Below are 18,130 nucleotides of genomic sequence, written 5' to 3'. Positions count from 1 at the left end.
CAACATCGCCGATCACGAATGATCCGGCCGCGTTGTGTCGGAATTGCAATATGCCGTAGGGTCCTGTCCGTGAGAAAAATGGAATTCCCCATGCCCGGAACGATCCCTGCCCCCTGCCGCCCGTCATTTGCCCTTTCCGAACCCACCTGCGGCGGAATGCCACGAGCATTGCGGCGCGGAATGATCGGGGGAATTGCCGCGATCCTGCTGCAATTCGGATTCGCAGGCGGGGCGGCGGTGCAGGCGTCCTCGATCCCCGATGATGCCGTGGGCCTTGCCGTGGGCCTTGACGCCCTGCGCTGGCAGGACAGCCTCGACCTGCGGGCCGAATTCGCGGATTACGCCGCCATGGGCGTGCGCTGGCTGCGGACCGACCTGAACTGGGCCAGCATCCAGCGCGACGGCCCCGACAGCTTCGACTGGAGCGAGATGGACCGCATCGTCGATCTTGCCGCATCCTTCGGCATCGGGGTGCTGCCCGTTGCCGGCTCGACCCCCGAATGGGCCTGGGCGAACCCCGAGGACCATTCGCCCCCCGGCGACCCGCAGGCCTTCGGCCGCTTTCTCGAGGCGGCGGTCCGCCGCTATGAACCGCGCGGCATCGACACCTGGGAAATCTGGAACGAGCCGAACCTGGACGGGCCCTTCCCCCCCCGCCCCGACCCGGTGGCCTTTGCCGCGATCCTCAAGGCGGCGCATGCGGCCATCCGCGCCGCCGACCCGGATGCGACGGTCATCCTCGGCGGCCTTGCCGCCGCGACCTCGACCGACCGTTCGGGGCGGGCCATCGCCGCCGTGGAGTTCCTGCAGCGCGTCTACGACGAGGGCGCGGGGGGCAGCTTCGACGCCCTGGGCTTTCACCCCTATACCGGCGCCAGCCTGCCCGATCTTCGGGGCTGGCGGAATTCCTGGGCACTGATGGCCGGGCCGATCCGTGATCTGATGGCGGCGCATGGCGACGCAGAGAAGAAGATCTGGATCACCGAATACGGGGCACCCACGAACGAGGCCGAGGGCGGCGCGCCGGAATCCCGGCAAGCCGAGCAGTTGGCTGCCAGCGTGGACCTGGCCCGCGTCACGCCATGGCTCGGCCCGGTGTTCTGGTACAGCTACCGCGACCTCGGGACCGATCCGAAGGACCGCGAGGACTGGTTCGGACTGATGGCTGCTGATGGGCGCGTCAAGCCGGCGCGAGAGGTTCTGGAAGGCATAGACAACAAGTGAAAACAACGGCTTGTCAGTATTTCTCCGATTGAGGACATGGACCTTTTTACCGACGCGTCCGGCAGGGCATCATCCGTGATATGCAGGCGCTGCTGGCACCAGCGCCCTGCCCGACGCAGAAATTGCCAGTTGGCAATTCAGATCGGATTGCCCTCGGCATAGCGGCGGAAGAAGGCCAGGAAGGCGCGGTCAGGGTCCTGCGGAGGCTCTTTTCCCTGGGCCCAGGCCCGCCATTCGCCTTCGACGAAATAGATGTCATATCCCGGATGACGCAGGCGTGCCGTCTCGTAGGTTTCCGTCAGCAGCGGGGCGCCGCGGCTCTCGAGCCAGGCGGGGCGCGGGCGCAGGCTCGTGATCCCCTGCCCCGCCGGCAATGGCGGAACGGGGGCAACGGCCTTCCTGGAGGTTTCCTCGGCCTTGGCGCGGCGGCCCACCTTTGAAAACTGCAGCGCCCGGTCGGCGGCGCCCGAGGCATCGCCGTCCTTGCGCCACCAGCGCAGTTCCACATGCGTGACCGCCCTGCCCGTCTTGACCGGCAGGATCTCGACCATGAAATCCGACAGCGCGTTCACCTCGCCCACCGCCGGGTCGATGGCGCGCAGCTTGAGGTTCGACCAGGATGACAGCTTTCCCTTCGGCACGCCGATGATGCCGCGGAAGTTGTCCAGCGCGAAGCGTTCCGATGCCTTCCAGCGCAGGTTGCCGCGCTTCTGCACCATCTCGTAAAGGGTCAGGGCGTATTTCGAGGACAGCGCGAACATCACCTCGCGCTGCAGCCGGGCAAAGACCTGACTGTTGCGGATGATCTTCCGCAGCCGCGCGGGGATCTCGTATTCCAGCAGCCCGTCAGGGCGCCGGCTTTCAAGGTTGCCGCCCAGCAACTGCACCCGCTCGATCGCGGGTTCACCATCCCAGACCACCGCGACCCTGACGATCGCCGACATCAGCCGTTCAAGGCTTTCGCCCACGCGGTCGTTCGAGTTGTGGCTGCCCCGCAGCGCTGCCTTAGCAATGACATGGGTCACTGGCTTGTCGATGGCGTCCCAGGCGTTTTCCAGAAGCTGGTTGTAGATGCGCCGGTCGTTCAGCGTCAGCGGCGTCACCTCGACCAGATCAACCAGCTCACCGGGCTTGATGAGGCTGTCGGCATTGGGCCGCGCCTCTACCGTGCGAATCGCTGTTGCCATGGCCCCGCCTTGTCCAAGTCTTACCTCGTTACCGCCGCTCTGGTAAGTCTTCAACCGGGCAGCGTGCGTTGCACCCGAAAAGTAAGCAACAGCTTGACAAGGGGAACAAAGGTGATTCGCAGAAGGCTGTATTTCTTGGGAAAAAGCGGGCGGTTGCCGCAGGTTGCCGGGGACACCCGAAAAGTAAGCAATGCCGTCGTCCCGGAAGGTAAGACATCCCATCCCGATCGGTAAGGAGAAGGCACCCGAAAGGTAGCGCAAGTCATCCCAGGATGTAGGAATATGTAATTTTTATCTTCTTATTTCAAGTATTTATATGATATGAACAGAGAACAAGAAGAATCCAGAACAGGGAAGGGTTTTCTTATCCACAGGATTTAAGAGCAGTTGGGCCGCTGGCTCTTGAAGACCTTACAGATTGGGATGCCTGACCCCCTCTCACGTGCTGACAACACGGCTGAAAGGCGGGAAGGTTCAGTCTTGAACCCATGAGGCAAATGTTACGGTTCCTGAAGCCTCCACAGTTGAAAGACCGAACTTTACCCCGATACCGTGCCGGTGCATGGTCGCCTGCATAGCAAGGAACAGGATCATGGACAGCGTTCTGCCTCCCGTAACACTGGACGAACTTTCCGTCCTCAGCCGCCGCGCCGCCACCGTGATCGAGCGGCTGCGCGAGCGGGTCTTCGCCCCCGGCACGCAGAAGCAGCTGGACCTGCGCTTCAATGTCCGCACCGCAGCCGAGATGGTCGGGCGGTCCGAAAAGGCGATCCGCGATGCCGAGGGCGACGGGCGCCTGCCGTCTCCCGACAAGGACGAGGACACCGGCCGCCGTCGTGGCTATTCGCTGGCCGACATCGCCCGGATGCGCGAGGTCTTCGGCACCCTGCCGCATCGCGCGCCCGACGACCCGCCGCTGGTTCTGGCCGTGCAGAACTTCAAGGGCGGCGTGGGGAAATCCACGGTCGTCACCCATCTGGCGCAATATTTCGCGCTCAAGGGCTATCGCGTCTGCATCATCGACTGCGACAGCCAGGCCTCCAGCACCGCCGTCTTCGGGCTGAACCCCGACGTGGACGTGGATGAGGAGGAAGACACGCTTTATCCCTTCCTGCGCCATGGCGGCCCCAAGACGCTGCATTACGCGCTGCGCGCGACCTACTGGCCGGGGATCGCGATCATCCCGGCGAACCTCGGCCTTTACGATGCGGAATATGAATTCGCGGCCCGGATGGCGCGTGACCCGGCCTTCATCCTCGACCGGTTGCGCGAAGGGGTCGACAGCATCGCGGACCAGTTCGATATCATCCTGCTGGATCCGCCGCCTGCCCTTGGGATGCTGTCCTTGTCGGTGCTGCGCGCGGCGAACGCGCTCTTGGTGCCTGCGCCGCCGAATAACATCGACTTCGCCTCGACCGCGCATTTCCTCAAGATGCTGGAGGCGACGCTGGCGGAACTCTCGCGCCACGGGGGCGAGCGGCAGTACAGCTTCGTCAAGATCCTGACCTCGAAGATGAACGAGCAGAAATCGGCGCATCAGGCGATCAAGCGGATGATGGACGCGGTCTTTGCGCAGGACATGCTGATGGCGGTGCTGAAGGACAGCGCCGAGATCGACAACGCCAGCGCCAACCTGATGACAGTCTATGAAATGACCGGCGCGGCCACGCGGACCGAAACGCACAAGCGCTGCCGTGCTTATCTGGACGCCGTGGGGCGTGAGGTCGAGTTGCTGGCCCGCAAGACCTGGCCCAGCCACCACCGCGATCTGCGCAAGGAGGGACTGCTGTGAGCAAGCGCCACAACGCGATCTTCGACGACCTGCTGCGTGACATGGATGACCCGGCACCCGCCGCTGAAAAGGGCGGGACCCGTTTCCTCAAGCGATCGAACGCGCTGGCCGACAGCGGCACGCGCGAGGAAAAGGTGCTGCGCTGGGTCGATCCTGCCAGCTGCGTCATGTGGGAACGCCACAACCGCGCCTATGACCTGCTGAACGAAACCAACTGCCGCGAGCTGATCGACAGCATCCGCGCGCAGGGGCAGCAGGAGTTCCCGGCCATCGTTCGCCGCCGTTCGGGCGAAGGGGCGGAATACGAGGTGATCTGTGGCGCCCGGCGACATTTCGCGATCTCGTGGCTCAGGGCCAACAACTATCCGCAGTTCCGCTATCTGGTCGAGGTCCGCGATCTGACGGATGAGGAAGCCTTTCGCCTCGCCGACATCGAGAACCGGGACCGGGCGGACCTGTCGGATTACGAACGCGCCCGTGACTATGCCCGCGCACTGGATCTTTACTACGGCGGCAAGCAGAAGGCGATGGCGGCGCGGCTGGAGGTCTCGGAGGCGTGGTTGTCGCGCTATCTGTATCTCGCCCGGCTGCCCGAGGTCGTTGTCCGCGCCTGGCCGCAGATCACCGATCTGAAAGAACTGCACGCCCGCACGCTGCGGCCTCTGCTTTCGGATGCCGGAGACCGCGTGCTGGCCGAGGCCACGGCAATTGCCGCCGAACAGGATCGGGGGCGGGCAGGGCAGGGGGCCTCTGTCCCCGTTCCCCGCGTCCTCGCACGGCTGAAGGCGGCAACGGCGCCTGCCGCCAAGGTCGCGGCCCCATCGGCCAAGCTGCGGGTCCGTGAGCGGGGGCGTGAGGTGACACTGCAGTTCGATCGCGACATCGACGAGCCGACCTTGCGGGCGGAACTCGACCGCTTCCTTGCCGAAAGGTTCGGCTGACGGGAAATTGCCAACTGGCAACGCCGCTTCCCGACTGGAAATTGCCAATTGGCAATTTGTTAAACCGCTGTGAATGAAGGCATTTCCATTAGCTTGCACAAGCCCTGACAAGGCATTACCCTTGGTAATACTGGCAGGGGGAACCATCATGCGCATCACCATCAAGGGTCAGGTCACGATCCCGCAGCCGATCAGGGAGGCCGCAGGCTTCCATCCGGGAACCGAGGTCGATTTTCTGCTGGGCGATGACGGGCTGGTGCGGGTGATCCCTTCCGACCGGCTGCGCGAGGACCGGGGGCAGGCGGTGCGCCAAGCCATCGCCCGGCTCAGGGGCAGCGCCGATGCCGGGATGACAACGGACGAGATCATGGCCCTGACCCGCGGATGACGCCGGTCCTGGTCGATTCCAACATCCTGATCGACATCGCCACCGACGATCCCCAATGGGCCGCATGGTCGGCCGGGGCGCTGGCGCGGGAAGGGCAGGGGGCGCGGCTGGTCATCAACCCGCTGATCTATGCCGAGGTTTCGGTGGCCCATAGCCGCATCGAGACGCTGGACGCGGCCTTGCCCGAAGAGGTCTTCGCCCGCGAACCCCTGCCTTGGGCGGCGGGCTTCCTTGCCGGCAAGGTCTTTGTCGCCTACCGCCGCCGGGGCGGTGCCCGGCGCTCTCCGCTGCCGGATTTCTACATCGGCGCCCATGCCGCCATCCGGGGCTACCGCCTGCTGACCCGCGACCGCAGTCGCTATGCGGGCTATTTCCCCAAGGTCGAACTGATCGCGCCCGAAGACCCGTGACCTGCCGGAAAGGCGGAAAGCCGTCGCGCATCCCGGGAAGGAGGCCTTCCTGCGGCTGCAGGGGCAGGGCGCCTTGCCTCAGCCGTCGAAGCTCCAGCCGAAGCGGGCGATGTCCTCGGCCGCCGCCGCCGCAATGAGCGCGCGGGTTTCGGCGTCATGGCTGCCGCGCCAGTCCACGCCGGGCGGACCCGAGGCATTGCTGCGCGGCAGGGGGCCGGGCGGAAAGCCCAGGTGCGCTTCCAGTTCGGCCAGGCCGGGGCCGGGGTCGTCCAGCCGCAGGATCAGGGCGGGATGTTCCTGCCCCCGTGCGTCGGTCAGGTAATGCCGGACCGGCACCGCCATGTGCGACAGGATCAGCGGCTGGCGCAGGAAATCGGGAAAATCGAGCGCCTTGGCCAGCGTCACGGCCGGGTTCTCGAAGCTCTGCAGCCGCAGCCAGCGGTGGTAGCTGACCGCCCGCGCCCAGGGGTTGCGCGCCAGCGTGACCAGCAGGTAGCCGGAAAAGATCGCCGGATCGACCAGCCCCTCGATGTCGGCGAGGGTCGAATGCTTCCACAACCGCCCGCGGGCGGCCACGCCCCTGACCCGCCGCCGCCGCTTCAGGCCCTTCGGAGTGTCCGACAGCACGATGTCCTGCGGCCCGAGCCGGCGTTCCAGCGCAAGCGTCAGCGAGGTGCCCCCGGTCTTGGGGATATGGACGAACACATAGCGGTGCCGGTGAGAGATGATCATGCGCTGCCCTCGGGCCGGGGCCGGATCGCCCCGCCGCCGGTCTGCCGGACGCGGGCGGCGCAAGGCAAGCCCCGGCTCAGGGCTGGGCGTCGCGCTGACCGGCCAGGTGCCGGCGGTCGTCGAGGCTTGACAGCACCACTGCCAGGCAGATGCCGATCGTCGCGCCCAGCAGGGTGTCCAGCACCCGCTCGGGTGCCATGGCAGGCCCGGCAGCATGGGGGGCGGCCAGATGGGTCATCAGCAGCGCCATGGGCGTGACCAGCACCTGCCCCAGCCCGTAATTCGCGCCGATGACCACCTCGGTCACGAACTGCAGCAGGACCAGTGCCGCGATGACCGCCCCGGCCGTGGGGTTCTGGATCAGGAAGGCCCAGGCCAGCAGCGCCCCCGCCACCGTGCCCGCCATCCGCTGCAGCGCCCGGTTCATGCTGATATGCAGATGGGTGCCCTGCATGACCGCCAGCGTCCCCATCGCGGCCCAGGCTGGATGGTTCGCGCCAAGGGCATGGCTGGCGTAAGCCGCCAGTGCCGTGCCCGCGGTGATGCGCGCCGCAGCCATCAGCCGGTGCGGCAAAGGCCGCGCCGGCTCGGCCGGAAAGGGCCGGCCGGGGCGGGGCGGGTGGCGCAGCGCCTCACTGGCCGCGCAGACCGCCCATGAGAAGGCGGCGGCGGCCGTGGTCGCGGCGGTGCGTTCCAGCACCTGCGCCAGCGTCAGGCTGTCGGCCATCGAGGCGCCCACGGCAAAGACGAAGATCAGCGGCCCCGGCGCCCCGAAGCGGCCGGTCACGCAGACAAGGAAGAAGAACCCGCAGGCGAAGGCCAGAAGCGCAAGCTGGCCCGCGGCGGAGGCCCCAAGCCAGACCGCCATCGACATCCCGAAGACCGCGAGGCTCTGCCACAGGGCGCATTGCAGCAGGATCGGGTTGCGGCTGCGCGGCGGGGCGAAGCGGCCGAACAGGGCGACCAGCACCCCCAGGGCGACAAAGCCGATCAGGTGCGGCCAGGGCGAGACAAGGGTGAGGGGCAGGGCGATCGCCGCCGCCACCGCCGCCTGCAGCCCGGCCAGCGCCGCGTTGCGCAACGACGGCTGCGGCGACAGCGTCAGGCTGCCGCGAAGATTGCGGGGATGCAGCAGGTGCCGCACGACCTGCCTGCGGCTTGGAGGGCGGCGGCTCATTCGGCGGCGTCCTTGGTCCCGGCGCGTTCAAGGGTCGAGATGCGCCGTTCGATGGTTTCCAGATGGGCCAGCATGGCGGCGATCTCGGGGTCCGACAGGTCCGCCAGCATGGCTTCCTCGGCTTCGGCCAGTTCGCGCCGGATACCGGCCAGCCGCCGCTCGCCCTGCTCAGTCAGGTGGACCAGCCGGGCGCGGCCATCGGTCTCGTCCCGACGCCTTTCGACCAGACCCTCGCGCGACAGGATGTCGATCACCCGCACGAGGCTGGACCCGTCGACGCCGACCCGCGCCGCAAGGTCTTTCTGGGTGATGCCGCCGCCGGTTTCCTTCAGATGCACCAGCGGCACCCAGGTGGCGTCGGTCAGCCCCACCTGCGTGAGCCGGGCATCCAGCACCCGGCGCCACCGCCGGGCGAGCAGCGAGAAACGAAGCCCGAAGCGGGCGCGAAGGGCGAGAGGGTCGGGCATGGCCCGAAATATAGTTTGAAGGTCAAATCAAATCAAGACCGACGAATCGCCGCACCAGTCCGCAGGAGCTTGCGCGCGGCCGGGCCAATGGTCTTCACACCTGATGAATGGCAAGATGTTTTTACATATCCTGTCCCTGCCTTGCCGTCTGCCTCGTCCCGGCCCGTCCGGCCGGGGGGAGGAAAAGGCAATCACATCGGGGAGGATGTAATTTGCTGGCTGGACTCGGAAAGCTCGTGATCGCGGCCGCTATCCTGCTGGGGCGGGGCCGGCGATGGTGCAGGGGATGACGGTCAGGATCGGCGTCCTGAACGACCTGTCGAGCATCTTCCGGTTGCAACACCTGCTTGTCTTGATCGCAGCCGGTCAGTCCTCATCCGCCCCCGCCCCGTGCGCGCTCCAGCGCGACGAAATTCTGCCGCAGGTTTTCAAGATGATGCATCGCGGCGTTGGTATCGGGATTCGAGAAGCCCGCCAGCGCGGCCGCGTGGAAGGCGTTGATCCGCGGCTGCATGGCGGCCCATCTCTGCCGCCCTTCCCGGGTCATGCGAATGAAGCGGGACCGCTTGCCGCGCTTGTCCACCGTGCGGGTGATGAGGCCCCGGGCTTGCAGCCGCGACAGCATGCCCGTCAGGTTCTGGCGGCTGACCATCAGCAGCCCGGCAAGATCGCCCACCGGGATGCCGCCCTCGCTGCGCGGATCGGCGAGGGCGCCGAGGATCGCCCATTGCCGAGTGGTGACGCCATGATCCTCGCGCGCGCGGTTGCCGGTTTTGTTCAGCAGGTTCGCGGTCTGGCAGAGCCAGCAGAACGGCCGGTTCCGCAACCCTGCGGTCAGCGCGTCGACGGCGGTATTCTCCGGGGTGGTCGGGGCGGGGCGGATGGTCGGCGTGGTGTCCGACGCCGCTCGCTTGGGCCTTTGGCCGTCCCGAGGACCTGCCGGGCGCGATCCTGTTCTTCGCCTCCGGCGACGCCTTTCACCGGACAGGTGATCTCGGTGTCCGGCGGCCTGACGATGCACGGCTGAAGAGGAACCATCATAACCGACATGACCTATGAAGACATCCTGTTCGACAAGACGCACGGGGTCGCCACCATCACCATCAACCGCCCCCACAAGATGAACGCCTTTCGCGGCCGGACGGTCGAGGAAATCATCCACGCCTTCAACCGCGCCGGATGGGACCGCGAGGTGGGCGTGATCGTGCTGACCGGCGCGGGTGAACGCGCCTTCTGCAGCGGCGGCGACCAGTCCGCGCACGAAGGGCAATATGACGGGCGCGGCACCATCGGCCTGCCCATGGAGGACCTGCATTCCATCATCCGCGACGTGCCTAAGCCCGTGATCGCCAAGGTGCGCGGCTATGCCATCGGCGGCGGCAACGTGCTATGCACCATCTGCGACTTCACCATCGCGGGTGAAAGCGCGCAGTTCGGGCAGGTCGGCCCCAGGGTCGGGTCCGTCGATCCGGGCTATGGCACCGCCTTTCTCGCCCGCGTCGTGGGCGAGAAGAAGGCGCGCGAGATGTGGTATCTGTGCCGCCGCTACAAGGCGCATCAGGCGCTGGAGATGGGCCTTGTCAACGCCGTCGTTCCCGACGACCAGCTTGACGCCGAGGTCGATCGCTGGTGCGCCGAGATCCTAGAAAAATCGCCCACCGCCATCGCCATCGCCAAGCGGTCCTTCAACATGGACACCGAACACCAGCGCGGCATCGCGGGCATGGGGATGTATGCGCTGAGCCTGTATTACGACACCGACGAGGCGAAGGAGGGCGGCCTCGCCTTCAAGGAAAAGCGCAAGCCGGACTTCCGCAAGCACTACATGCGCAGGGGCTGAATCCTGCGGGGGCCGTCCCGCCGGGCGGCCCCCCTTTCCGATCTGCCAAGGAAAAGGCATCATGTCCGGGACCGTTTTCGACGCCGCGGAACTGGACCGGATCCGTGGACTGACGCGGCTCGGCGGCGGGCGCAAAGACGTGGTGACCTGCCAGTTGCCCGACAGCTGGCAGTTCGTCGTGACCTATCCCGGCTGCGCGCGGATCGGCGCGGTGTTCAACCCGGTGATGCCGATCTTCCGCGAGCATGAACTGTCCTTGATGCTGGGCCACGGCGAGTCCCAAGTCTTCATCGTTCCCAAGGACTTCGCAACTTCGACCACGAGACGATGGCCGAGGGGATGAAGCCCCAGCTTCCCGACCTGCGCCATGTCGTCGTCAACAAGGCCGATGGCGAGAACACCTTCGACAAGCTGCTCGCCAACCCCGGTTCCGACGACCCCGACCTGCAGCGGATCGTGAGTGCCAGCCATCCCGGCCCCGATGACGCGAACCAGGTGATTTACATCAGCCGCACGACCGGGGAATCCAAGGGGGGTGACGCACACCTCGAACACCATGTATCCGAACCTCATCCCCTGTCCGGAACGGTCGGGGCTGACAGGCCGGGAGGCGATCGCCATGGCCGCGCCCATGGACCACCAGACCGGCTTCCGGCATGGCCTTCTGATGCCGATCTGCCTCGGGGCGCGGTTCATCCTGTTCGATATGTGGGACAAGCGGCTGAAGCGGCGGATGGTGCAGGACGAGGGCATCGCCTTCACCATGGCCTCGACCCACCGCCTCGGGCAAGATCCAGAAATTCGCGCTGTGCAGGATGCTGCGCGAGGAGATGGACTGGCCTGCCCGCCGCATTGCCGTCGTGACCGGCCTTTGGGCCGAACCGTCATCGGCCGGCTGGTCGCGGACGGGACCGCGGGACGGCGCTGGCCGACCTCCCGGGGCGGCGGCTGGACGAGACCCTGGCCGCGCGGGCGCTGGGTCCGGTGGACATCCTTGTCAACCTCGTGGGCGGGCTGCGCTTGCCACGGCTCTACACGCCCTTTCTGGACATGACCGGGAAGCAGTGGCGCGCCACCATGGACCTGATGGGGGGCTTTCACCTGTTCCGCGCCTTTGCGCCAGGGATGCTGAAACGCGGCTGGGGCCGGATCGTCAACGTGGCCCGCATCGGTCATGGCGGCGGGGCAGGGCGGACCTTTGCCGCAGGCCCCGATGCGGCGCCGGGTTCCCCGCATCCAGCCCTGGGTTGCCAGGATCGGCAACATCGCGCCTTATCTGACGATCGGCACGACCATCCTCGGCAACCTGCCCGAGGTCATGGGCATGGTCGGCGAGGGTGCGATGCTGATGGGGCTGGTCTTCATCGCGGCCATGTTCGGCATCGGCTATCTCGCCGGCGGCCGCAGCGACCGCGACGACCTGGAAGACGTGGGCGCGCTTGGGTCGGGGCAGCGGAACACGGCGGCGACCATGATCATCGCGGTCCAGAACTTCGGCGGCACCCCCGAGGTGCTGGCCATCATCACCTTGGGCATCATCCTGCTGCCGGCGCTCGCCCGCGTGCTGAGCCGCGACGCCCCCGGCTTCACCACGACCCCCGGTCGCCCCAAGCCGGGCCGATAAGCCTTCGCCCGCCCATCCCGCCTGAAAGGTCCGCCCCATGTCCGACACCCGCAAGCCGAACCTGCTGATCCTGGTCGAGGACCAGTGGCAGGCCCACATGCCGGTCCCCGACGACCTGCCGCTGCCCGCCTGGCGGCGGCTGCACAGGGAAGGGGTGGCCTTCAACCGGGCCTATTGCACGGTGCCGATCTGCACGCCCTCGCGCGCGACCATGTGGACGGGGCAGCACGCCAAGAAGATCGACATGTGGGACAACACCAACTACGCTTGGCTGACGAAGGGGATGGACCCAGACATCCCGACCCTCGGCGACATGCTGCGCGGCCAAGGCTACTATACCGCCTTCAAGGGCAAGTGGCACCTGTCCAGGCTGGACCGCAAGCCGCATCCGCTGGAGGATTTCGGCTGGTCCGACACCCAGGAATGGGGCGACATGTTCGGCGGCCCCCTGCAGGGCGCGCAGCTCGACACCAGCGTCGCCGAAGAAGCGGTGGACTGGCTGGAACACCGCGCCCCGACGCTCGACCAGCCTTGGGCGCTGGTGGTCAGCCTGATCAACCCGCATGACGTCATGTTCGTGGTTCCCGACAAGGGCATCGGCGGGCTGGATGCGGGCTTCGCCTCGGCCAGCCAGCATCCGATCCAGCAAAGTCCCTTCTTCCAGAAGGAATGGGACGTCGCCATGCCCAACAATCACGCCTATGAACCGGACAAGCATCCTCCGGGGGTCGCGGCCTATTACGAATACCTGCGCATCCATTTCGGCCATATCCCCGAGGATCGCACCGACCTGTGGCTGAAGCAGCGCAACTACCTGCTGAACTGCATGCGGCTGGTGGACATGCAGTTCGACAAGGTGCTGCAGGCGATGGACCGGGTCAGCGGCTGGGACGACACCGTGGTCATCTATACCGGCGATCACGGCGAGATGAACGGCGCCCACAACATGACCCAGAAGGGCGGCATCACCTTTGACGAGGCCCAGGTCGTGCCCCTGATCATCCGCGATCCGCAGGGCCGGCGGGGGGCGCGGACCGAGGCCATCGGCTCGCTTCTGGACCTGGTGCCGACCTGCCTCGATTACGCCGGCGTCCCCGAGGAGCGGCTGCGCGCCGACTATCCCGACCTTCCCGGCCGCTCGCTGCGTCCCTTGACGACGGCGCCCGAAAGCGCGGGTCCCCGCGGCAGCGCCGAGCAGCCGGTCAGCGGCGCGCTGACGACATGGGACACGCTGCACGCGCTGGACAACGACTGGGCGCTGACCGGGGCGCTGGCGCAACTGACCGACCTGCAGGGCGGCGTGATGACGCCCGACGAATGGCTGGCCCGCATTCCCGAGGTCGGCGCCGAATACGGCGCGCCCGATTTCGGCAAGCGCAACTTCCACCGCAGCCTGACTGACGGGTGCTGGAAGATCGTGCGCTGGTTCAGCCCCGACGAGTACGGCAACCCCGCTTCGGTCGAGGAACTGCGGGCGTGCAGCGATGTGGGCCTTTACGATCTCATCAACGACCCGGGCGAGACGGAGAGCGTGGCCGACCCCGCCCACCCGCGCCACGACGCGCAGGCGCTGGCCGAGATGACCCGCAAGCTGCACGAGCTGGTCGCGCGCGAGCTGGGCGAGGACCTGCGGCCCTTCGACCCGGCGATGTTCGCCCCGGCCGACGCCGGCTGACCCCGTGGCCCGCAATCTTCGCAAGGATGCGGTCGCCGGAGTCTCGGTTTCGCTGAGCCAGATCCCCACCATCGTCGGCTTCGACCCTGGCACGGACAACAAGCTGGCCAATGCGCCGCCACGAACCGGGCGCCACGCTGATCGAGGTAATCGACGGCTATGCCCGGCGGGTCGAGGCGGCGGGCAGCCTGCTGCTCCTGTCCGAGCTGGGCGGGAACGCGGTGGCCCAGCTTCGCCGCACCCGCAAGATCGGGGTCCGCGACAAGGTCGGGATCTTCCCCGCCACCGAGAACCTGGACGACCCGACCCGGCAGGCCGTGACCGAGGCCATCGCCCGGCCGGGAAGGGCAGAGACCGGCGACGACCGCTGAACCCGCAGCAGGCGGGCCAGCCGGAACAAGGCGCGCGCGCCCTGCGTTCGACCGCCATGCAGCCTGACACCTTCAGCCCCGATCACCTCGCATGGGCGGACGCGGTCCTGCGGATGGGGGCGGCGCTGGTCCTGTCACTGGCGCTGGGGCTGGAACGGTTCCTGCGGAAAAAGCCCATCGACTTCCGCCCCTTTGTCATCATCGCGCTGGCATCCTGCGCGCTGACGGTGGGAACCATCGAATTCGCCTATCGCGCCGTCGATGACACGATCTCGGTGGACCCGACACGGGTGCTGCAGGCGGTCATGACCGGCATCGGCTTCATCGCCGCAGGCACCCTGTTCCGCGAGGATTACACCGTCTATGGCGCAGGCTCGGCCACCTCGATCTGGGCCTCGGGCGCTATCGGGATCATCTGCGGGCTGGGGATGATCTGGCTTTCGCTGCTGCTGACCGGAACGATGCTGGTCGTGCTTCTGCTCAGCCGACCCTTTACCCAGGATTACACCATCCAGATGGACGATGACGCCGGCGGTCAGGGGAACGCGGACGGGCAGGGTGGACAGGGTGGAACCGGCAGTTCGGGACCGTGACGCCCCGGTGAGGCGGCGCATGGCCGATCCGGCCGGGGCTGCGCTGGAGGCGGGGGATCGCTTGGGCTGCGCCTTCATCCCCGGCGGCAGCTTCCTGATGGGGTCGGATGATTTCTACCCCGAGGAGCGGCCGGTCCGCCGCGTCACCGTTGCCGGCTTCCGGATCGACCGCACCCCCGTCACCAACGCCGCTTTCGCCCGCTTCGTGGCCGCCACCGGCCATGTCACCCTGGCCGAGCGGGCGCCGGACCCCGCGGACTATCCCGGCGCCGATCCGGCGCTGCTGGTTCCCGGCTCGCTGGTCTTCCGCCCGCCACCCGGTCCGGTGCCTCTGGACGACCCGCGCCTGTGGTGGGCCTATGTGCCGGGGGCCTGCTGGCACCGGCCCGAGGGACCGGGCAGCGGCCTGGCGGGGCGCGAGGATCATCCGGTCGTCCATGTCGCCCATGCGGATGCCGCAGCCTACGCTGCCTGGGCGGGCAAGGCCCTGCCGACCGAGACGGAATGGGAATATGCCGCCCGCGGCGGGTTTGACGGCGCGGCCTATGCCTGGGGCGACGATCCCGCGCCGGGCGGGCGCTGGCAGGCCAACATCTGGCAGGGCGCCTTTCCCTGGCAGGACCTTGCGCTTGACGGCTTTCCCCGGACCTCGCCCGTGGGGGCCTTTCCCCCGAACGGTTACGGCCTTTTCGACATGATCGGCAATGTCTGGGAATGGACGGCCGACGCGTTCCGCCTGCCCGGCGCACGGTCCTGCTGCACGCCGGACGGGGGCGCCACGGGTCCCGGGGTGGTCAAGGGCGGCTCGCATCTCTGCGCCCCGAACCATTGCCGCCGCTATCGCCCGGCCGCGCGCCAGCCGCAGGCCGCGGACAGTTCCACCAGCCATATCGGCTTCCGCTGCCTCCGGCGCGGGCCGGGTCAATCCATGGACGAAGAACCGGGCGGCTGAGTTCCTCGCCCGCCCCGGCCCTGCCCGTCGGGGGGCGTCCATGGTCCCCGCGCCCTCGGACGGCAGGGGCCTGCAGTCCGAGGGATGTCATGAAAGAAGGCTGGGGGCAGGCTGCGCGGGGAAGGTCCTGAAAGAGAACCCGACAACAGGGTGCCGGGACGATGACGGTGTTCCTGTGCGACCTCGGCCTTCCGGCGCCCGGCGGTGACACCGGCTGCGAGCGGATCGGGTGGCGCCCCGTCAACCGCCGGAGCCGGGGCGCTCTCAGCCTCGACCGCGTGCCTTGTTGCCTGCGCTGAACCCCTCTGCGGTAAAGACAAGGCCGGGCTTATGCGCTTTCATGGGGTCACATGCGCGAAGCACAAGAATCGCCCGATGAGACGCCTGTTCGCCGCCCTGCTGCTGGTCTGCAGCCTGCTGTTGCCCTTCCATGCGCAGGCCGATGAGACGCTGGACCGCATGACCTCAGCGCAGATCGTCGAACAGGCGGGGTCGCTGCACCCTTCGGCGCTTTATGTTCTTGCCGCCCGGCTGCTGGCCGAAGGCAGGGGGCAGGAGGCGGCGAACTGGATGTATGCGGGGCAGGTCCGTTACCGCTTCCTGCTAGGGGCGCCCGGCGCGGGGGCGAAGAACCGCACCCTGTTCTCGGCGCTGACCGAGCAGGTCGGTCGCCCTGTCAACGAATACATCGCCGGCGACCCCGACGACTGGATCGCGGCAATGGAATGGGCGCTGGACTGGGACGCTGCGAATGCGAACCCCGTGACCTCCAAGGAGGCCCATGCCGCAGAACTGGCCGAGGTCCGCGCGGGCCTTGCCCGCCTGATCGACAAGGTCGATTCCAGCCGCGCCGAGATCCGCCGGCATCGCCGCGACAACGGGCTGGAAAACCGCTGAGCGGGGGGGAAAGGAGCCGCCTATGCCTTCCCCTGCCGCGGTGTGGGACAGACCCCCGTCCGCGACGCGCGGCCCGCCTGGAACTTGTCGGAGCCGCCCCAGATGCGGTCGCATGCCAAAGCCTTCTGCCATCACAATCCCCGAGGAAGACCGATGAAGCACCTGCCCGGCCCCGCGGCCCTGCTGGCCGCCATGACCCTCGCCGCGCCTGCCACGGCGCAGGATTACCTCGGCATCCATCTCGACACGATGCTGGAACACAACCTGCGCACGCATCAGCAGCAGGCCAGCCCGGGCGAGGCTCCTGCGCCGCGTCAGGGAAAGTCCCGGCCCGGCACCATGTCGCCTGCCGCCGAAGCGCGCGCCCGGGCCGAGGGCGCCCGGATTATGCAGGAACACCGGCGCCAGCTTGAGCCCCGCTACCGGATGCGCGTCCAGCGCGACGGCAAGGCCGGGGCGGACGCCTGGCTCGCCTCGGAAGCGCGGCGGTTCGGGATCGAGACCGGCCGGGCGATGCGCAAGAAATACTCGGGGCAATAGGCCGGGCGCCGGGCCGGGGGACGGCATGACGAACTGCCGCTGGATCGGTCGCAGGGACCGGAAAGCGCAAGCGCCACCCGTGACCCCGGCGCCCTATTCCGAGGGCGGGCGGGGAAGCCAGTCGCGGCATTCGCCGGCGATGCGGGCGACCACCAGCGTGTCGCCCCGGAAATGCCCCTCGGCCACCACGCAGCCGCTGTCCGCGAAGGCGGCCTCGATCCTTGCGCGGTCGCCCGCGCCGGCCTCAAGCGGCGGCGGCTCGGGCAGGTCGTTGCCCGACAGCGGGCGGGTGCCGGTGCCGTCGGGGTCGATGCGGAACACCCCGCGCCACGGGCAGGGCGGGCGGTAGCAGAGGATGCCGGTCGAGCCGAGGCCCCAGAACTGTTCCCCTTCGGCCGGAACCGGCAGCGGCTCGGGTTCCAGCGCCTGCGGGGCGGTGCCCGACAGGAGCAGCGCGGCGGCAAGGATGCTGCGGAACATGGCGGTTTCCCTTGCGTGACGATCGTTTTCCCAGCGACGGTGGACAAGCGGCGGCCCGGGAACACCCGACCTGCGGGCGCAGCATGGACCCGCAGCAAAGGCAGGTCGAGGGGGCTTCGGCTTCTGCAGCCTGACGTTCCTTCAGGGCGGGGCCGCCGCCTCGGCCCTGGTCTTCGGCGACGTGAACCGGCCCGAAGTGGCAGATTGCGAGCTGACCTGCCTCGCCCCTGAAGCCGGCTGAAGGAGAAGACCATGACCCCATCTGCGCATGGACATGGACTGATGGCCCCGATGCGGGGGGGCGATCCGGCGCCCTGCAGGGACGACGAATTCAAACGCCGCCTGCCACGGACGCGCCGGCGGGATCTTCACCGCCCGGCCGAACCGCGTGAGAAGCCATGACCCAGCCCTCCCGGAACATCCCCCGGCGACGGCCTGCCGCTACAGCCACCACATGGGTTTCGGGGACTGCGCCCCGGCCGGGTTCGCCTATGCCGGCGACCCCTGACCGGCCATCCCTTGCACCGAAGGCGGATCGCGGATGATGCTGGGGGCTTGATGGAAAGCCGGATCGGACCTGCCGCGGTCCCATCGGGACGCCGCCAAGGTTGCAATTGCCGGTCGGGACAGGCGCGGCGGGGTTCCACCCACAAGATCGCGGTGCAGCGGCGCAGACCGCGGGGTTACATAAATCAAATTATAAATACATTTGTTATACGCGCAAAGCTAAAATGTCACCGCTGAGCAAAGCAGGAATGTCACTCTCCCCCGGTTGAAGCATGATCCTCGGGGGACGAACATGGGATGGCTGGTGATGAGCGAACGCGAGCTGAACCGGAT

General features: G+C 67.6%; 21 protein-coding genes and 1 pseudogene. 16 read left to right on the top strand and 6 right to left on the bottom strand.

Annotation, left to right across the window (positions count from 1 at the left end):
• Nucleotides 1–180 precede the first annotated feature (180 nt).
• Complete coding sequence (locus H5395_RS13215; protein ID WP_182793047.1) at nt 181–1,224, top strand: cellulase family glycosylhydrolase; 1,044 nt, start codon at nt 181–183, stop codon at nt 1,222–1,224.
• A gap of 137 nt (nt 1,225–1,361) precedes the next feature.
• On the opposite strand, the gene H5395_RS13210 is transcribed toward H5395_RS13215, so the two are convergent.
• On the bottom strand, nt 1,362–2,411 hold the full coding sequence (locus H5395_RS13210) for a replication initiation protein (RefSeq protein WP_182793046.1): 1,050 nt from the start codon (nt 2,409–2,411) through the stop codon (nt 1,362–1,364).
• 592 nt (nt 2,412–3,003) lie between these two features.
• On the opposite strand from H5395_RS13210, the gene H5395_RS13205 reads away from it, so the two are divergent.
• The 4 genes from H5395_RS13205 (at nt 3,004) to H5395_RS13190 (ending at nt 5,942) form a co-directional block, all read left to right on the top strand.
• Nucleotides 3,004–4,203: an AAA family ATPase gene (locus H5395_RS13205; RefSeq protein WP_182793045.1), complete on the top strand. Its 1,200-nt coding sequence runs from the start codon at nt 3,004–3,006 to the stop codon at nt 4,201–4,203.
• Nucleotides 4,200–5,144 (top strand): ParB/RepB/Spo0J family partition protein, encoded by a 945-nt coding sequence (locus H5395_RS13200; protein WP_370576455.1) that lies wholly within the window; start codon nt 4,200–4,202, stop codon nt 5,142–5,144. Before H5395_RS13205 ends, H5395_RS13200 begins: the two co-directional genes overlap by 4 nt.
• A gap of 148 nt (nt 5,145–5,292) precedes the next feature.
• Entirely contained in the window at nt 5,293–5,532 is a 240-nt protein-coding gene (locus H5395_RS13195) for an AbrB/MazE/SpoVT family DNA-binding domain-containing protein (protein WP_182793044.1), read from the top strand.
• Entirely contained in the window at nt 5,529–5,942 is a 414-nt protein-coding gene (locus H5395_RS13190; protein WP_182793043.1) for a type II toxin-antitoxin system VapC family toxin, read from the top strand. Before H5395_RS13195 ends, H5395_RS13190 begins: the two co-directional genes overlap by 4 nt.
• A 78-nt stretch (nt 5,943–6,020) precedes the next feature.
• On the opposite strand, the gene H5395_RS13185 is transcribed toward H5395_RS13190, so the two are convergent.
• The 4 genes from H5395_RS13185 to H5395_RS13170 all read right to left on the bottom strand — a co-directional run bounded on the left by H5395_RS13185 (nt 6,021) and on the right by H5395_RS13170 (nt 9,144).
• On the bottom strand, nt 6,021–6,674 hold the full coding sequence (locus H5395_RS13185; RefSeq protein ID WP_182793042.1) for a sulfotransferase family 2 domain-containing protein: 654 nt from the start codon (nt 6,672–6,674) through the stop codon (nt 6,021–6,023).
• 76 nt (nt 6,675–6,750) lie between these two features.
• Complete coding sequence (locus H5395_RS13180; protein WP_182793041.1) at nt 6,751–7,851, bottom strand: FUSC family protein; 1,101 nt, start codon at nt 7,849–7,851, stop codon at nt 6,751–6,753.
• On the bottom strand, nt 7,848–8,318 hold the full coding sequence (locus tag H5395_RS13175; protein WP_182793040.1) for a MarR family winged helix-turn-helix transcriptional regulator: 471 nt from the start codon (nt 8,316–8,318) through the stop codon (nt 7,848–7,850). Before H5395_RS13175 ends, H5395_RS13180 begins: the two co-directional genes overlap by 4 nt.
• Nucleotides 8,319–8,691: 373 nt before the next feature.
• The gene (locus tag H5395_RS13170) at nt 8,692–9,144 is read right to left on the bottom strand and encodes a MarR family winged helix-turn-helix transcriptional regulator (RefSeq protein ID WP_255440658.1); all 453 of its coding nucleotides are present in this window, start codon (nt 9,142–9,144) and stop codon (nt 8,692–8,694) included.
• A gap of 222 nt (nt 9,145–9,366) precedes the next feature.
• Here H5395_RS13170 and badI point away from each other — a divergent pair, with 222 nt between their 5' ends.
• The 11 genes and pseudogenes from badI (at nt 9,367) to H5395_RS13125 (ending at nt 16,810) form a co-directional block, all read left to right on the top strand.
• The gene (gene badI, locus H5395_RS13165) at nt 9,367–10,158 is read left to right on the top strand and encodes a 2-ketocyclohexanecarboxyl-CoA hydrolase (protein WP_182793039.1); all 792 of its coding nucleotides are present in this window, start codon (nt 9,367–9,369) and stop codon (nt 10,156–10,158) included.
• Between the two features lie 61 nt (nt 10,159–10,219).
• A complete protein-coding gene (locus tag H5395_RS13160) occupies nt 10,220–10,501 on the top strand; it encodes an AMP-binding protein (protein ID WP_182793038.1) in 282 nt (93 codons plus the stop codon).
• Nucleotides 10,502–10,693: 192 nt separating this feature from the next.
• Nucleotides 10,694–11,212, top strand: coding sequence for a hypothetical protein (locus tag H5395_RS18975; RefSeq protein ID WP_255440657.1), 519 nt, complete (start codon nt 10,694–10,696; stop codon nt 11,210–11,212).
• A pseudogene (locus H5395_RS19500) lies at nt 11,164–11,274 on the top strand (hypothetical protein); the annotation flags it as partial. The gene H5395_RS18975 and the pseudogene H5395_RS19500, both read left to right, overlap by 49 nt.
• Nucleotides 11,275–11,371: 97 nt before the next feature.
• The gene (locus H5395_RS18970) at nt 11,372–11,782 is read left to right on the top strand and encodes a hypothetical protein (RefSeq protein ID WP_255440656.1); all 411 of its coding nucleotides are present in this window, start codon (nt 11,372–11,374) and stop codon (nt 11,780–11,782) included.
• Nucleotides 11,783–11,819: 37 nt separating this feature from the next.
• Nucleotides 11,820–13,457, top strand: a complete 1,638-nt coding sequence (locus H5395_RS13150; protein ID WP_182793037.1) for a sulfatase-like hydrolase/transferase — start codon at nt 11,820–11,822, stop codon at nt 13,455–13,457.
• A gap of 110 nt (nt 13,458–13,567) precedes the next feature.
• Complete coding sequence (locus H5395_RS13145) at nt 13,568–13,828, top strand: hypothetical protein (protein WP_182793036.1); 261 nt, start codon at nt 13,568–13,570, stop codon at nt 13,826–13,828.
• A gap of 56 nt (nt 13,829–13,884) precedes the next feature.
• The gene (locus H5395_RS13140) at nt 13,885–14,421 is read left to right on the top strand and encodes an MgtC/SapB family protein (protein WP_182793035.1); all 537 of its coding nucleotides are present in this window, start codon (nt 13,885–13,887) and stop codon (nt 14,419–14,421) included.
• Nucleotides 14,422–14,440: 19 nt separating this feature from the next.
• Nucleotides 14,441–15,373: a formylglycine-generating enzyme family protein gene (locus tag H5395_RS13135; protein WP_182793034.1), complete on the top strand. Its 933-nt coding sequence runs from the start codon at nt 14,441–14,443 to the stop codon at nt 15,371–15,373.
• A gap of 375 nt (nt 15,374–15,748) precedes the next feature.
• Nucleotides 15,749–16,270 carry a hypothetical protein gene (locus tag H5395_RS13130; protein ID WP_182793033.1) on the top strand — a complete coding sequence of 174 codons (522 nt, stop codon included), beginning with the start codon at nt 15,749–15,751 and terminating at the stop codon, nt 16,268–16,270.
• Between the two features lie 153 nt (nt 16,271–16,423).
• The gene (locus H5395_RS13125; RefSeq protein ID WP_182793032.1) at nt 16,424–16,810 is read left to right on the top strand and encodes a hypothetical protein; all 387 of its coding nucleotides are present in this window, start codon (nt 16,424–16,426) and stop codon (nt 16,808–16,810) included.
• Nucleotides 16,811–16,903: 93 nt separating this feature from the next.
• Here H5395_RS13125 and H5395_RS13120 read toward each other — a convergent pair whose 3' ends face one another.
• Nucleotides 16,904–17,290 carry a hypothetical protein gene (locus H5395_RS13120; RefSeq protein WP_182793031.1) on the bottom strand — a complete coding sequence of 129 codons (387 nt, stop codon included), beginning with the start codon at nt 17,288–17,290 and terminating at the stop codon, nt 16,904–16,906.
• Nucleotides 17,291–18,130: the final 840 nt, after the last annotated feature.

The sequence above is a fragment of the Paracoccus sp. MC1854 genome, assembly GCF_014164635.1.
Lineage (GTDB): Bacteria > Pseudomonadota > Alphaproteobacteria > Rhodobacterales > Rhodobacteraceae > Paracoccus.
Note: the sequence above shows the minus strand (reverse complement) of the source record. Positions and strands in the feature narration are given on the sequence as shown.

Excerpts from the sequence above, each read along its gene's own strand:
- H5395_RS13215 (WP_182793047.1), top strand. The coding sequence starts at position 181 with ATGATCGGGGGAATTGCCGCGATCCTGCTGCAATTCGGATTCGCAGGC.
- H5395_RS13210 (WP_182793046.1), bottom strand. The coding sequence starts at position 2,411 with ATGGCAACAGCGATTCGCACGGTAGAGGCGCGGCCCAATGCCGACAGC.
- H5395_RS13205 (WP_182793045.1), top strand. The coding sequence starts at position 3,004 with ATGGACAGCGTTCTGCCTCCCGTAACACTGGACGAACTTTCCGTCCTC.
- H5395_RS13195 (WP_182793044.1), top strand. The coding sequence starts at position 5,293 with ATGCGCATCACCATCAAGGGTCAGGTCACGATCCCGCAGCCGATCAGG.
- H5395_RS13190 (WP_182793043.1), top strand. The coding sequence starts at position 5,529 with ATGACGCCGGTCCTGGTCGATTCCAACATCCTGATCGACATCGCCACC.
- H5395_RS13185 (WP_182793042.1), bottom strand. The coding sequence starts at position 6,674 with ATGATCATCTCTCACCGGCACCGCTATGTGTTCGTCCATATCCCCAAG.
- H5395_RS13180 (WP_182793041.1), bottom strand. The coding sequence starts at position 7,851 with ATGAGCCGCCGCCCTCCAAGCCGCAGGCAGGTCGTGCGGCACCTGCTG.
- H5395_RS13175 (WP_182793040.1), bottom strand. The coding sequence starts at position 8,318 with ATGCCCGACCCTCTCGCCCTTCGCGCCCGCTTCGGGCTTCGTTTCTCG.
- badI (WP_182793039.1), top strand. The coding sequence starts at position 9,367 with ATGACCTATGAAGACATCCTGTTCGACAAGACGCACGGGGTCGCCACC.
- H5395_RS13160 (WP_182793038.1), top strand. The coding sequence starts at position 10,220 with ATGTCCGGGACCGTTTTCGACGCCGCGGAACTGGACCGGATCCGTGGA.
- H5395_RS18970 (WP_255440656.1), top strand. The coding sequence starts at position 11,372 with ATGCGGCGCCGGGTTCCCCGCATCCAGCCCTGGGTTGCCAGGATCGGC.
- H5395_RS13150 (WP_182793037.1), top strand. The coding sequence starts at position 11,820 with ATGTCCGACACCCGCAAGCCGAACCTGCTGATCCTGGTCGAGGACCAG.
- H5395_RS13145 (WP_182793036.1), top strand. The coding sequence starts at position 13,568 with ATGCGCCGCCACGAACCGGGCGCCACGCTGATCGAGGTAATCGACGGC.
- H5395_RS13140 (WP_182793035.1), top strand. The coding sequence starts at position 13,885 with ATGCAGCCTGACACCTTCAGCCCCGATCACCTCGCATGGGCGGACGCG.
- H5395_RS13135 (WP_182793034.1), top strand. The coding sequence starts at position 14,441 with ATGGCCGATCCGGCCGGGGCTGCGCTGGAGGCGGGGGATCGCTTGGGC.
- H5395_RS13130 (WP_182793033.1), top strand. The coding sequence starts at position 15,749 with ATGAGACGCCTGTTCGCCGCCCTGCTGCTGGTCTGCAGCCTGCTGTTG.
- H5395_RS13125 (WP_182793032.1), top strand. The coding sequence starts at position 16,424 with ATGAAGCACCTGCCCGGCCCCGCGGCCCTGCTGGCCGCCATGACCCTC.
- H5395_RS13120 (WP_182793031.1), bottom strand. The coding sequence starts at position 17,290 with ATGTTCCGCAGCATCCTTGCCGCCGCGCTGCTCCTGTCGGGCACCGCC.